Here is a 13,531-nt window from a genome sequence, read left to right on the forward strand (position 1 = left end):
ATCAAGAAACAGCTGGTTGTTTTGCCGTGGAGTGTGCGTCCGAAGGCGTCATGAACCGTATCCATGGGCGACATGGCCGATTTGAATTACGACGCGCCAGCCCTTGCAGCGCGGGGCTGGTCGCGATAAGCACGCCGATGTCGCTGGCAGGAATGTACGTCGTCTTCAGCTTGCGCATTATCCAAGCCATAAAAAGGCCAATAGTCGGCTGCTGGAGATGAACATGTCCGATACCTTCCTCAATCCGGTCACTACCCAGACCTGGGCCAACGGCCGCCACATCGTGCGCTGCGTCAAGGTCATCCAGGAGACCTGGGACGTGCGCACGTTCTGCTTCATGGCCGATCAGCCGATCATGTTCTTCTTCAAGCCGGGGCAGTTCGTCACCCTGGAGCTGGAGATCGAAGGCAAGCCGGTGATGCGTTCCTACACCATCTCCAGTTCACCGTCGGTGCCCTACAGCTTCTCGATCACCGTCAAGCGTGTACCGGGCGGCCTGGTGTCCAACTTCCTCCACGACACCATGCACGAAGGCGCCGAGCTGCCGGTGCACGGCCCGGTGGGGCTGTTCAATGCTATCGATTTCCCGGCGCAGAAGGTGCTTTACCTCTCGGGCGGTGTCGGGATCACCCCGGTCATGTCGATGGCGCGCTGGTTCTACGACACCAACGGCAATGTCGACATGGTGTTCGTGCACAGCGCCCGTTCGCCGAAGGACATCATCTACCACCGCGAGCTGGAGCAGATGGCCTCGCGCATCCCCAATTTCAGCCTGCACATCATTTGTGAAAAGCATGGCCTGGGTGAGCCGTGGGCGGGTTATCGCGGTTACCTCAACCAGCGCCTGATGGAGCTGATCGCGCCGGACTACATGGACCGCGTGGTATTCTGCTGCGGCCCGACGCCATACATGACTGCGGTCAAGCGCATGCTCGAAGCGGTCGGCTTCGACATGAAGAACTATCACGAGGAATCGTTCGGCGCGACGCCGCCCGAGGCCAAGGCCGATGCGGTGGAGCATGCCGAACAGGCTGCCGACGCGCCGGAACTGGATGCGGCCGATCTCAACCTGGTGGAGTTCATCGGCAGCGAGAAGAGCATCCGCATCGCCCCGGGCGAGACCGTGCACGCGGCGGCGGCCAAGGTTGGCCTGATGATCCCGAAAGCCTGCGGCATGGGCATTTGCGGCACCTGCAAGGTGCTCAAGCTGGGCGGCGAAGTGGAGATGGAGCACAACGGCGGCATTACCGAAGAGGACGAAGCCGAGGGCTACATCCTGTCGTGCTGCAGCGTGCCGAAAGGGGATGTGCGGATCGATTACTGATCCGGGTATGCAGGGGGCTGCCTTGCAGCCCATCGCCGGCAAGCGCGGCTCCCACAGGTACTGCGCTTGCGGTCGGTGTGGGAGCCGCGCTTGCCGGCGATGGGCCGCAAAGCGGCCCCAGCTTCTTCAGGTGCGGAAACGGGCTACGAGGCCGTTGAGGTCTACAGCAAGGCGCGACAACTCCGCACTCGCCGCACTGGTCTGATGCGCCCCGGTAGCACTCTGCACCGACAGGTCATTGATGTTCACCAGGTTGCGGTCCACTTCCCGCGCCACCTGCGCCTGCTCTTCCGCCGCGCTGGCAATCACCAGGTTACGCTCGTTGATCTGCGCCACCGCCCCGGCAATGGTGTCCAGCGCCATGCCTGCGCCACGGGCAATATTCAGGGTGGATTCGGCACGCTCGGTGCTGGTGCGCATCGATTCCACCGCTTCTTCCGTACCGCCTTGAATACTGCCGATCATCCGCTCGATCTCGCTGGTCGACTGCTGGGTACGATGAGCCAGCGCCCGCACCTCATCAGCCACCACGGCAAAGCCACGGCCCGCCTCACCGGCACGTGCCGCCTCGATCGCGGCGTTCAGCGCCAGCAGGTTGGTCTGGTCGGCCAGGCCACGGATCACGTCCAGCACCTTGCCGATGTCGCGCGACTGTTCGGCCAGGTGAGTGATCAGTTTGGCAGTGGCCTGCACATCGCCACTCATGCGTTCGATGGCACCCACGGTCTCCATCACCAGGTCACGTCCATCACCGGTGGAGCGGCTGGCTTCACTGGACGCTTCCGAGGTGCTCACGGCATTGCGCGCCACTTCTTCCACAGCGCTGGTCATTTCAGTTACCGCAGTGGCAGCCTGCTCAATCTCGTTGTTCTGCTGCTGCAGGCCGCGGGCACTTTCGTCGGTGACGGCATTCAACTCTTCGGCCGCCGAGGCCAGCTGGGTGGCGGAGCCGGCGATCTGTTGCAGGGTATCGCGCAGCTTGTCCTGCATGCGGGCCATGGCACGCAGCAGGCGGGCGGCTTCGTCAGTGCCTTCGGCGCGGATGACGTGGGTCAGGTCACCGTCGGCGACCTGTTCGGCGCTTTTGAGGGCTTCTTCGATCGGTTTGACGATACTGCGGGTCAGCAGCAAGGCGCAGACGAAAGTCAGCACGGTGGCGGCGACCAGCAGGCCGATCACCAGGGCGAAGGCAGCGTCGTACTGGTTGGCGGCCTTCTCGTTGGTGGCGCGGGTCTGGTCCGTGTTGATGCGCACCAGGGTGTCCATGACCTTGTTGATCTGTTCGGAGTTGGCCAGCAGGTCGCGGTTGAGCAGGTCGCGCAGTTCGTCGGTGCGGTCGGCCTGGCTCAGGCTGCGCATGCGCGACTCAAGTTGGCGGTATTGGTTGAGCAACTGGCCGTACTGGTCGAACGCAGCCTGTTCGTCGGCGGCGCCGATCAACGGCAGGTAGGCCTGGCGTGCACGGTCGATCTGGCTGTTGCGCTCGTCCAGCAGGCTCAGGGTCTCGCGCTGGGTCGCCGGCTCGCGGTTGAGCAGCAGGCGGTAGGAGAGGGTGCGCATGCGCAGGTTCAGGGCGGTGAGTTCGTCGAGGATCTTGATGCTGGGCACGCTGACCTGTTCGATGACGACGCCGGCCTGACGGATGTTGCCCATCTGGATGAGGGAGAAGATGCCGAGGCCAAGCATCAGCAGGCCGATGAGCGCGAAGCCGAGCAGCGCGCGCGGGGCGATGTTCATATTACGTAGAGACATGAAGGGACGATCCAGGCAAAGGGAAAAGGGTGCGCAAAGTGCGACAGAACATGACTTGCCGGGCTATCGGTTGTGACTGCTCAGTCTTGAGTGCCGTTGGCGAAAATTGTGAGGTTGCTAACCTTTTCCTGACCGGCGGTTGACCCATGTCGGAACAAGGGGGTGGTTCCTCTGTCAATCTGCGGGTTAGACACCTTGTGAATCCGATATTTAATGGCGATGGGCCGCACTTTTCTTTATCGTGTGCGCCCCTCGCAACAACCTGAGATAGACCCATGCTGGAAGCTTCCCTGAACCAAATCGAGCAACTGGTCAGCGACCTGATGCAGAAGAACGCTCAACTCACCGAGCAGAACACCGCCCTCGGCCAGGAACTGGCCCAGGCCAAGGAAGAGAACGAAACCCTGCAGCTGTCGCTGATGGAGCAGGAAGAGAAGAACGGCAGCACCGCCGCACGTCTGCAGGCCCTGCTCGAGCGCGCCAACGCCGGCGTCGTAGGCGCATGACACTGCGAGCGCAGCCGATCAATGTCGTGTCGATCCTCGGCAACGACTATTCGATCAAGGCGCCTGAAGGCCAGGAAGCGACCCTGGCCCAGGCGGTGCAGATGCTCAACACCGCCCTGGCCCAGACCAAGCGTCAGTACCCGACCCTGATCGGCGACAAGCTGCTGGTGCTGGCCGCGCTGAACCTGTGTTCGCGGCAGATCGAGCTGCAGGATGAGCACCGCAAGACGCTTGAGCGTACCCAGGCGCAGATCGACGCCACGGTGGACGCTATCGTGCGGACCATAGCCGAACAATAAGGCCTTGCATCGACCTCTGTGGGAGCGGGTTCACCCGCGGTGCCAGCCACCGCGTTGAATTCTTCGCGGGCATGCCCGCTCCCACAGGATCAGCGCTGTTGTTCTAGATCACTGGATTAACTGGATACGCAAGTGTATACACTTTCCGCAAAACAATAATTACGCGGAGAGTAGGGCATGCGTATCTGGCGCAAGAGCATCCAGTGGCAGTTGATCACCAGCATGGGCGCCGCCCTGCTGGCGAGCATCCTGGTGGTGGTCATCATTTTCACGGTGGCGCTAAACCGCCTCACCGAACGCTACCTGGTCGATACCGCGCTGCCCGCCAGCATCGAGGCCATCCGCAACGACATCGAGCGCATGCTCGGCCAGCCGCTGGTGGCGGCGGCGGATATTGCCGGCAACACCCTGCTGCGCGACTGGCTTGCCGCCGGTGAAGACCCCGCCCAGGCCGCTCCATTCATCGAATACCTGACCGCCGCCAAGCAGCGCAACCAGGCCTTCACCACCTTGTTCGTCTCGACCGAAACCGGCCACTACTACAACGAGAATGGACTGGACCGTACCCTTAGCCGCAGCAACCCCAAGGACAAATGGTTCTACGGCTACATCGACAGCGGTGCCGAACGCCTGATCAACATCGACATCGACGGTGCCACCGGCGAGCTCGCACTGTTCATCGACTATCGCGTGGAAAAGAACGGCCAACTGGTCGGTGTGGCTGGCATGGGCCTGCGCATAACCGAACTGTCGAAGCTGATCCATGACTTCAAATTTGGCGAGTACGGCAAGGTTTTCCTGGTGCGTAACGATGGCCTGATCCAGGTTCATCCGGACGCTGCCTTCAGCGGCAAACGCCAGCTCCCCGAACAGCTCGGCGCGGATGCCGCCAAGGCGCTGATGACCGGCGGCGAAGGCCTGCGCAGCAGCCGCTTCAGCCGTGACGGCGAAAGCTACCTGGCTCTCGGCCTGCCCCTGCGCGACCTCAACTGGACCCTGGTGGCCGAGGTGCCGGAGGAGGAAATCTACGCGCCAATGCACCAGGCGGTATGGCTGACCAGCCTGATCGGTGGTGCCGTGGCCCTGGTATCGCTGCTGCTGGTGGTGCTGCTGGCGCGTGGCCTGGTGCGGCCGATCCGCCGCGTCACAGCGGCGCTGGTGCAGATTGGCAGTGGCGCAGGTGACCTCAGCCACCGGCTGGACGATTCACGCCAGGACGAACTGGGCGACCTGGCGCGTGGCTTCAACCGCTTCCTCGACAGCCAGCGCCGGTTGATCGGCGAGGTATTGCACACCTCCGAGCGGCTGCACCTGGCGGTCGAGCAGGTGACACAAGTGGTGGACAACACCGCCGAGCGTTCCGGGCGCCAGCAGGAAATGACCGAAATGGTCGCTACCGCCGTGCACGAAATGGGTTTGACCGTGCAGGACATTGCCCGCAATGCCGGTGATGCGGCCCTGGCCTCGCAGTCGGCGAGGGACGAAGCCCTGCAGGCGCGTGAAGTGGTGCAACGCTCGATCCGTGGTATCGAGGGGATGTCGGGGGATATCGGCAAGGCGGCCGATGCAGTCAGCCAGCTGGCCGATGAAGTAGCCTCGATCGACGAAGTTCTTGCGGTGATTCGTAGTATTTCCGAGCAAACCAACCTGCTGGCGCTGAATGCCGCCATCGAAGCGGCAAGGGCAGGGGAGATGGGGCGTGGGTTTGCCGTGGTGGCCGATGAGGTGCGTACTTTGGCCCGGCGCACGCAGCTGTCCACCGACGAAGTGCAGCAGATGATCCAGCGCTTGAAGCAGGGCGCGGGTTCGGCTGTGAGTTCGATGCAGGCGGGGCAGCAAGCGACGGGTAGCGGCGTGGAGTCGAGCCAGCGCACCGGGGCGTCATTGGGGGCGATCACTGACCAGGTGGAGCACATCAGCGACATGAACCATCAGGTGGCTACTGCGACCGAAGAGCAGTCGGCGGTGACCGAGGAGATCAACCGTACGGTGCAGGGGATTTCCGACCTGGCGCGGGAGACCGCGGCGGAGGTGCAGGGGTGCCGCGAGGAATGCCAGGCGCTGCGTGGCTTGGCGGAGGACCTGGCGCGGCAGATGGGTGGGTTCAGGCTTTAGATCAGTGTTGGCTTCTTCGCGGGCTTGCCCGCTCCCACAGGTACTGCACAGCTCTCGACGGCTGCGATATTCCTGTGGAAGCGGGCGAGCCCGCAAATGCGGTGTTGGCTTCTTCGCGGGCTTGCCCGCTCCCACAGGTACTGCACAGCTCTCGACGGCTGCGATATTCCTGTGGGAGCGGGCATGCCCGCGAATGCGGCCTGTCAGGCGCCGATGATGGCGCGGATATCCGCCGCCAGTTCGCGCACCCGCTCTTCCTCGGTATCCCACGAGCACATGAACCGCGCCCCGCCACTGCCAATAAAGGTATAGAACCGCCACCCCCTGCCGCGCAGTGCTTCGATCGCGTGTTCCGGCATTTGCAGGAACACCCCGTTGGCCTCAACCGGGAACATCAGCTCCACCCCCGGCAAGTCACTCACCAGCGAGGCAAGCAACTGCGCGCAATGGTTGGCATGCGCGCCATGGCGCAGCCAGGCGCCATCTTCCAGCAGGCCCACCCAAGGCGCCGACAGGAAGCGCATCTTCGATGCCAGTTGCCCGGCCTGCTTGCAGCGGTAGTCGAAGTCCTCGGCCAGTTGGCGGTTGAAGAACAGGATCGCTTCGCCCACCGCCATGCCGTTTTTGGTGCCGCCAAAGCACAGCACATCGACACCGGCCTTCCAGGTCAACTCTGCCGGGCTGCAGCCCAGGAACGAACAGGCATTGCTGAAGCGGGCGCCGTCCATGTGCAGGTTCAGCCCCAGCTCCTTGCAGGTGGCGCTGATCGCTTTCAGCTCGTCGGGGCGATAGACGGTGCCGACCTCGGTGGCCTGGGTAATGGTCACCACCCGTGGCTTGGGGTAGTGGATGTCCTGGCGCTTCAGCGCCACTTCGCGGATCGACTGTGGTGTCAGCTTGCCGTTGACGCTGGGCGCGGTCAGCAGTTTGGAGCCGTTGGAGAAGAACTCCGGCGCACCGCACTCGTCGGTTTCGACGTGGGCGGTCTCGGAGCAGATCACGCTGTGGTAGCTCTGGCACAGCGAGGCCAGGGCCAGGGAGTTGGCGGCGGTGCCGTTGAAGGCGAAGAACACCTCGCAGTCGGTTTCGAACAGCTTGCGGAAGTATTCCGCGGCGCGTTCGGTCCACTGGTCGTCGCCATAGGCGCGGTCGTGGCCATGGTTGGCCTTTTCCATCGCTGCCCAGGCTTCGGGGCAGATGCCGGAATAGTTGTCGCTGGCGAATTGTTGGCTCTTATCTGTCATGACACTGTCCTGTGAACGACGCAGAACAGCACTCTAAACCATCGATTCAGCAGATGCCTATACAAGCGGTGCATCGGCTGACTTCAGCGGTGCCTGTACTGGCCCTATCGCCGGCAAGCCGGCTCCCACAGGTACTCCACAGGGCTTGAGAACAGTGTCATTCCTGTGGGAGCCGGCTTGCCGGCGATGAGGCCAGAGAGGCCAGTGCAAAACGAATGTCGTAAACGCGCCATTGCAAGGCGTGCGCAGGCATCTGACCCGCCCCGGCCAGTCATAACATCGCCACAAAGGGCCACAGTGCCCCACGACAAAAAATGATCGCTGCCGGGAGATACACGATGTTCAGCAAGCAAGACCAGATCCAGGGTTACGACGATGCACTGCTGGCGGCGATGAATGCCGAAGAACAGCGCCAGGAAGACCACATCGAGCTGATCGCCTCGGAAAACTACACCTCCAAGCGCGTGATGCAGGCCCAAGGCAGCGGCCTGACCAACAAGTACGCCGAAGGCTACCCGGGCAAGCGCTACTACGGTGGCTGCGAGCACGTGGACAAGGTAGAAGCCCTGGCCATCGAGCGCGCCAAGCAGCTGTTCGGTGCCGACTACGCCAACGTCCAGCCGCACTCCGGCTCCTCGGCCAACGGTGCCGTCTACCTGGCCCTGCTGCAGGCTGGTGACACCATCCTCGGCATGAGCCTGGCCCACGGCGGCCACCTGACCCACGGCGCCAAGGTGTCGTCCTCGGGCAAGCTGTACAACGCTGTGCAATACGGCATCGACACCAACACCGGCCTGATCGACTACGACGAAGTCGAGCGCCTGGCTGTCGAGCACAAGCCGAAAATGATCGTTGCCGGCTTCTCGGCCTACTCCAAGACCCTCGACTTCCCACGCTTCCGCGCCATCGCCGACAAGGTCGGTGCGCTGCTGTTCGTCGACATGGCCCACGTAGCCGGCCTGGTTGCCGCAGGCCTGTACCCGAACCCGATCCCGTTCGCCGATGTGGTTACCACCACCACCCACAAGACCCTGCGCGGCCCACGTGGCGGCCTGATCCTGGCCAAGTCGAACGAAGAGATCGAGAAGAAACTGAACGCCGCGGTGTTCCCTGGCGCCCAGGGCGGCCCGCTGATGCACGTTATCGCCGCCAAGGCCGTGTGCTTCAAGGAAGCGCTGGAGCCTGAATTCAAGGCCTATCAGCAACAAGTGATCGAAAACGCCCAGGCCATGGCCCAGGTGTTCATCGACCGCGGCTACGACGTGGTTTCCGGTGGCACCGACAACCACCTGTTCCTGGTCAGCCTGATCCGCCAGGGCCTCACCGGCAAAGATGCCGACGCCGCCCTGGGCCGCGCGCACATCACCGTCAACAAGAACGCCGTGCCGAATGACCCGCAGTCGCCATTCGTCACCTCGGGCCTGCGCATCGGCACCCCGGCCGTCACCACCCGCGGCTTCAAGGTCGCTCAGTGCGTGGCCCTGGCCGGCTGGATCTGCGACATCCTCGACAACCTCGGTGACGCAGACGTCGAAGCCGATGTGGCGAAGAACGTCGCGGCCCTGTGCGCAGATTTCCCTGTTTACCGCTGAGTGGAGTCACACACCATGCAACGTTACTCGGGCTTCGGCCTTTTCAAGCACTCCCTCAGCCACCACGAGAACTGGCAGCGCATGTGGCGCACGCCAACCCCTAAAAAGGTCTACGACGTGGTTATCGTCGGCGGTGGCGGCCATGGCCTGGCCACGGCCTACTACCTGGCCAAGGAACACGGCATCACCAACGTTGCCGTGATCGAGAAGGGTTACCTGGGCGGCGGCAACACCGCCCGTAACACCACCATCGTGCGTTCCAACTACCTGTGGGACGAGTCGGCGCACCTGTACGAGCACGCCATGAAGCTGTGGGAGGGCCTGTCCCAGGACCTCAACTACAACGTGATGTTCTCCCAGCGCGGTGTGTACAACCTGTGCCACACCCTGCAGGACATGCGTGACTCCGAGCGCCGGGTCAGCGCCAACCGCCTGAACGGCGTGGATGGCGAGCTGCTCAACACCGCCCAGGTCGCGGCCGAGATCCCGTACCTGGATTGCTCGAAGAACACCCGCTACCCGATCCTCGGTGCCACCGTGCAGCGCCGTGGCGGCGTGGCGCGTCACGACGCCGTGGCCTGGGGCTTCGCCCGTGCCGCCGACGCCCTGGGCGTGGACCTGATCCAGCAGACCGAAGTGATCGGCTTCCGCAAGGAAAACGGCGCGGTCATCGGTGTGGAAACCAACAAAGGCTTCATCGGCGCCAAGCGCGTCGGCGTGGTCACCGCCGGTAACTCCGGGCACATGGCCAAGCTGGCCGGCTTCCGCCTGCCGCTGGAATCGCACCCGCTGCAAGCACTGGTATCCGAGCCGATCAAGCCGATCATCGACAGCGTGATCATGTCCAACGCCGTGCACGGCTACATCAGCCAGTCCGACAAGGGCGACCTGGTGATCGGTGCCGGTATCGACGGCTGGGTCGGCTACGGCCAGCGCGGTTCGTACCCGGTGATCGAGCACACCCTGCAGGCCATCGTCGAGATGTTCCCCAACCTCTCGCGCGTGCGCATGAACCGCCAGTGGGGCGGCATCGTCGATACCTCGCCGGACGCCTGCCCGATCATCACCAAGACCCCGGTCAAGAACATGTTCTTCAACTGCGGTTGGGGTACTGGCGGCTTCAAGGCGACCCCGGGTTCGGGCAACGTCTTCGCCGCGAGCCTGGCCAAGGGCGAAATGCACCCACTGGCCGCGCCGTTCTCCATGGACCGTTTCTACAACGGCGCACTGATCGACGAACACGGCGCCGCCGCCGTCGCCCACTAACCGGAGACACCGTCATGTTGCATATTTTCTGTCCCCACTGCGGCGAGCTGCGCTCCGAAGAAGAGTTCCACGCCTCTGGCCAGGCGCACATCGCCCGCCCGCTGGACCCTAACGCCTGCTCCGACGAGGAATGGGGTACCTACATGTTCTACCGTGACAACCCACGCGGTATTCACCACGAACTGTGGGACCACGTTGCCGGCTGCCGCCAGTATTTCAACGTCACCCGCGACACCGTGACCTACGAAATTCTGGAAACCTACAAGATTGGCGAGAAGCCGCAAGTGACCGCCAGCGGCAAGCAGAACAGCGCCGCGTCGACCGTCAAAGGCCAAGGGGAAAAAGTATGAGCCAGACCTATCGCCTCGCCAGCGGCGGCCGTATCGACCGCAGCAAGGTCCTGAACTTCACTTTCAACGGCAAGACCTACCAAGGTTATGCCGGTGACAGCCTGGCCGCCGCACTGCTGGCCAACGGCGTCGACATCGTCGGCCGCAGCTTCAAGTATTCGCGTCCACGCGGCATCATCGCCGCCGGTACCGAGGAGCCGAACGCCATCCTGCAGATCGGCTCCAGCGAAGCCACCCAGATCCCCAACGTGCGTGCCACCCAGCAGGCGCTGTACGCAGGTCTTGTAGCTACCAGCACCAACGGCTGGCCGAACGTCAACAACGACGTCATGGGCATCCTGGGCAAGGTGGGCGGCAGCATGATGCCGCCGGGCTTCTACTACAAAACCTTCATGTACCCGAAATCGTTCTGGATGACTTACGAGAAGTACATCCGCAAAGCCGCAGGCCTTGGCCGCGCGCCGCTGCAGAACGACCCGGACAGCTACGACTACATGAACCAGCACTGCGACGTGCTGATCGTCGGCGCTGGCCCTGCCGGCCTGGCCGCAGCCTTGGCCGCTGCCCGCAGCGGTGCCCGCGTGATCCTGGCTGACGAGCAGGAAGAGTTCGGCGGCAGCCTGCTCGACACCCGCGAAACCCTCGACGGCAAGCCTGCTGCCGATTGGGTCAGCGCCGTGGTGAAGGAGCTGGAAAGCCTGCCGGAAGTGACCCTGCTGCCACGTGCCACGGTCAACGGCTACCACGACCATAACTTCCTGACCATCCACGAGCGCCTCACCGACCACCTCGGCGACCGCGCCCCGATCGGCCAGGTACGCCACCGCGTGCACCGCGTCCGCGCCAAGCGCGTGGTGCTGGCTGCCGGCGCCCACGAGCGCCCGCTGGTGTACGGCAACAACGACCTGCCGGGCAACATGCTGGCCGGTGCCGTGTCCACCTACGTACGCCGCTACGGCGTGGCCCCGGGCCGCAAGCTGGTGCTGTCGACCAACAACGACCACGCCTACCGCGCCGCGCTGGACTGGCACGACGCCGGCCTGCAAGTGGTCGCCATTGCCGACGCCCGCCATAACCCACGTGGCTCGCTGGTTGAAGAAGCTCGTGCCAAAGGCATCCGCATCCTCACCTCCAGCGCCGTGATCGAGGCCAAGGGCAGCAAGCACGTCACCGGCGCCCGTGTGGCCGCCATCGATGTGCAGGCACACAAGGTCACCAGCCCAGGCGAAACCCTCGAGTGCGACCTGATCGCCACCTCCGGCGGCTACAGCCCGATCGTGCACCTGGCTTCGCACCTGGGCGGTCGCCCGGTATGGCGTGAAGACATCCTCGGCTTCGTGCCGGGCGATGCCCCGCAGAAACGCGAATGCGTGGGTGGCATCAACGGCGTCTACGCCCTGGGCGACGTGATCGCCGATGGCTTCGAAGGCGGCGTTCGCGCAGCCACCGAAGCGGGCTTCAAGGCCACCGTCGGCAGCCTGCCGAAAACCGTTGCGCGCAAGGAAGAGGCCACCGTGGCGCTGTTCCAGGTGCCGCACGACAAGGGCACTGCCCGTGCACCCAAGCAGTTCGTCGACCAGCAGAACGACGTCACCGCGGCCGCCATCGAACTGGCCACCCGCGAAGGCTTCGAGTCGGTCGAGCACGTGAAACGCTACACCGCGCTGGGCTTCGGTACCGACCAGGGCAAGCTGGGCAACATCAACGGCCTGGCCATTGCCGCCCGTTCGATCGGCATTACCATCCCGGAAATGGGCACCACCATGTTCCGCCCCAACTACACGCCGGTTACCTTCGGTGCAGTAGCGGGACGTCACTGTGGTCACCTGTTCGAGCCCGTACGCTTCACCGCCCTGCATGCCTGGCACGTGAAGAATGGCGCCGAGTTCGAAGACGTCGGCCAGTGGAAGCGCCCATGGTACTTCCCGAAAGCCGGTGAAGACATCCACGCCGCCGTGACCCGTGAATGCAAGGCCGTGCGCGACAGCGTGGGCCTGCTGGACGCCTCGACCCTGGGCAAGATCGACATCCAGGGCCCGGATGCGCGTGAGTTCCTCAACCGCATCTACACCAACGCCTGGACCAAGCTCGACGTGGGCAAGGCCCGCTATGGCCTGATGTGCAAGGAAGACGGCATGGTCTTCGACGACGGCGTGACCGCCTGCGTCGGCGATAACCACTTCATCATGACTACCACCACTGGCGGTGCCGCCCGTGTGCTGCAGTGGATGGAGCTGTACCACCAGACCGAATGGCCGGAACTGAAGGTGTACTTCACCTCGGTCACCGACCACTGGGCCACCATGACCCTGTCCGGCCCCAACAGCCGCAAGCTGCTGAGCGAGCTGACCGACATCGACATGGACAAGGAAGCTTTCCCGTTCATGACCTGGAAGGAAGGCAACGTCGGCGGCGTACCGGCTCGGGTGTTCCGTATCTCGTTCACCGGCGAGCTGTCGTACGAAGTCAACGTGCAGGCCAACTACGCCATGGGCGTGCTGGAACAGATCATCGAGGCAGGCAAGAAGTACAACCTGACCCCGTACGGTACCGAGACCATGCACGTACTGCGTGCCGAGAAGGGCTTCATCATCGTTGGCCAGGACACCGATGGCTCGATGAACCCGGACGACCTGAACATGAGCTGGTGCGTGGGCCGTAACAAGCCGTTCTCGTGGATCGGCCTGCGTGGCATGAATCGCGAAGACTGCCTGCGCGACAACCGCAAGCAACTGGTAGGCCTGAAGCCGGTCGACCCGAACCAGTGGCTGCCGGAAGGCGCCCAGCTGGTGTTCGACCCGAAACAGCCGATCCCGATGGATATGGTTGGCCACGTCACCTCCAGCTACGCGTCCAACTCCCTGGGCTACTCGTTCGCCATGGGTGTGGTCAAAGGCGGCCTCAAGCGCATGGGCGAGCGCGTCTACTCGCCGCAGGCGGATGGCAGCGTGATCGAGGCGGAGATCGTGTCTTCGGTGTTCTTCGATCCGAAGGGTGAGCGGCAGAACGTTTGACTCCGGGCCCTGTGGGGGCAGGCCAGGCCTCATCGCCGGCAAGCCGGGCTCCCACAGGATCGATGCAGC

Annotated in this window: 10 protein-coding genes and 1 pseudogene; 9 read left to right on the forward strand and 2 right to left on the reverse strand. The window is 63.6% G+C overall.

Annotated elements, in window-relative coordinates; genetic code table 11:
• The first annotated feature begins 223 nt into the window (after positions 1–223).
• Positions 224–1,324: a glycine-betaine demethylase subunit GbcB gene (gbcB, locus tag CAG44_RS09460; protein WP_015268654.1), complete on the forward strand. Its 1,101-nt coding sequence runs from the start codon at positions 224–226 to the stop codon at positions 1,322–1,324.
• Between the two features lie 126 nt (positions 1,325–1,450).
• Here gbcB and CAG44_RS09465 read toward each other — a convergent pair whose 3' ends face one another.
• The gene (locus CAG44_RS09465) at positions 1,451–3,076 is read right to left on the reverse strand and encodes a methyl-accepting chemotaxis protein (protein WP_085691997.1); all 1,626 of its coding nucleotides are present in this window, start codon (positions 3,074–3,076) and stop codon (positions 1,451–1,453) included.
• Positions 3,077–3,351: 275 nt separating this feature from the next.
• Here CAG44_RS09465 and CAG44_RS09470 point away from each other — a divergent pair, with 275 nt between their 5' ends.
• From CAG44_RS09470 to CAG44_RS29280, 4 genes and pseudogenes are all read left to right on the forward strand, one after another.
• Positions 3,352–3,582, forward strand: a complete 231-nt coding sequence (locus CAG44_RS09470; protein ID WP_025337390.1) for a hypothetical protein — start codon at positions 3,352–3,354, stop codon at positions 3,580–3,582.
• Positions 3,579–3,881, forward strand: a complete 303-nt coding sequence (locus tag CAG44_RS09475) for a cell division protein ZapA (RefSeq protein WP_003257516.1) — start codon at positions 3,579–3,581, stop codon at positions 3,879–3,881. The genes CAG44_RS09470 and CAG44_RS09475 overlap by 4 nt, the downstream gene beginning before the upstream one ends.
• Before the next feature lie 222 nt (positions 3,882–4,103).
• Positions 4,104–5,132, forward strand: a pseudogene (locus CAG44_RS29275) (cache domain-containing protein); the annotation flags it as partial.
• 135 nt (positions 5,133–5,267) lie between these two features.
• On the forward strand, positions 5,268–5,996 hold the full coding sequence (locus CAG44_RS29280; protein WP_371916769.1) for a methyl-accepting chemotaxis protein: 729 nt from the start codon (positions 5,268–5,270) through the stop codon (positions 5,994–5,996).
• Between the two features lie 203 nt (positions 5,997–6,199).
• Here the strand turns inward: CAG44_RS29280 and CAG44_RS09485 are convergent, their stop codons facing one another.
• Complete coding sequence (locus CAG44_RS09485) at positions 6,200–7,240, reverse strand: low specificity L-threonine aldolase (RefSeq protein ID WP_025337393.1); 1,041 nt, start codon at positions 7,238–7,240, stop codon at positions 6,200–6,202.
• A 338-nt stretch (positions 7,241–7,578) separates the two neighbouring features.
• Here CAG44_RS09485 and CAG44_RS09495 point away from each other — a divergent pair, with 338 nt between their 5' ends.
• From CAG44_RS09495 to CAG44_RS09510, 4 genes are read left to right on the forward strand one after another with little or no spacing between them, the layout of a single operon-like run.
• Positions 7,579–8,832: a serine hydroxymethyltransferase gene (locus CAG44_RS09495; RefSeq protein WP_025337394.1), complete on the forward strand. Its 1,254-nt coding sequence runs from the start codon at positions 7,579–7,581 to the stop codon at positions 8,830–8,832.
• 15 nt (positions 8,833–8,847) lie between these two features.
• The gene (locus CAG44_RS09500; RefSeq protein WP_003255680.1) at positions 8,848–10,098 is read left to right on the forward strand and encodes a sarcosine oxidase subunit beta family protein; all 1,251 of its coding nucleotides are present in this window, start codon (positions 8,848–8,850) and stop codon (positions 10,096–10,098) included.
• A 14-nt stretch (positions 10,099–10,112) separates the two neighbouring features.
• The gene (locus CAG44_RS09505) at positions 10,113–10,448 is read left to right on the forward strand and encodes a sarcosine oxidase subunit delta (RefSeq protein ID WP_013970519.1); all 336 of its coding nucleotides are present in this window, start codon (positions 10,113–10,115) and stop codon (positions 10,446–10,448) included.
• Positions 10,445–13,462 carry a sarcosine oxidase subunit alpha gene (locus CAG44_RS09510; RefSeq protein WP_025337395.1) on the forward strand — a complete coding sequence of 1,006 codons (3,018 nt, stop codon included), beginning with the start codon at positions 10,445–10,447 and terminating at the stop codon, positions 13,460–13,462. Before CAG44_RS09505 ends, CAG44_RS09510 begins: the two co-directional genes overlap by 4 nt.
• The last annotated feature ends 69 nt before the right edge of the window (positions 13,463–13,531 follow it).

The sequence above is a fragment of the Pseudomonas sp. B13(2017) genome, from assembly GCF_002113245.1.
Lineage (GTDB): Bacteria > Pseudomonadota > Gammaproteobacteria > Pseudomonadales > Pseudomonadaceae > Aquipseudomonas > Aquipseudomonas putida_Z.

Coding starts and splice junctions, on each gene's coding strand:
- gbcB (WP_015268654.1), top strand. CDS start 224: ATGTCCGATACCTTCCTCAATCCGGTCACTACCCAGACCTGGGCCAAC.
- CAG44_RS09465 (WP_085691997.1), bottom strand. CDS start 3,076: ATGTCTCTACGTAATATGAACATCGCCCCGCGCGCGCTGCTCGGCTTC.
- CAG44_RS09470 (WP_025337390.1), top strand. CDS start 3,352: ATGCTGGAAGCTTCCCTGAACCAAATCGAGCAACTGGTCAGCGACCTG.
- CAG44_RS09475 (WP_003257516.1), top strand. CDS start 3,579: ATGACACTGCGAGCGCAGCCGATCAATGTCGTGTCGATCCTCGGCAAC.
- CAG44_RS29280 (WP_371916769.1), top strand. CDS start 5,268: ATGGTCGCTACCGCCGTGCACGAAATGGGTTTGACCGTGCAGGACATT.
- CAG44_RS09485 (WP_025337393.1), bottom strand. CDS start 7,240: ATGACAGATAAGAGCCAACAATTCGCCAGCGACAACTATTCCGGCATC.
- CAG44_RS09495 (WP_025337394.1), top strand. CDS start 7,579: ATGTTCAGCAAGCAAGACCAGATCCAGGGTTACGACGATGCACTGCTG.
- CAG44_RS09500 (WP_003255680.1), top strand. CDS start 8,848: ATGCAACGTTACTCGGGCTTCGGCCTTTTCAAGCACTCCCTCAGCCAC.
- CAG44_RS09505 (WP_013970519.1), top strand. CDS start 10,113: ATGTTGCATATTTTCTGTCCCCACTGCGGCGAGCTGCGCTCCGAAGAA.
- CAG44_RS09510 (WP_025337395.1), top strand. CDS start 10,445: ATGAGCCAGACCTATCGCCTCGCCAGCGGCGGCCGTATCGACCGCAGC.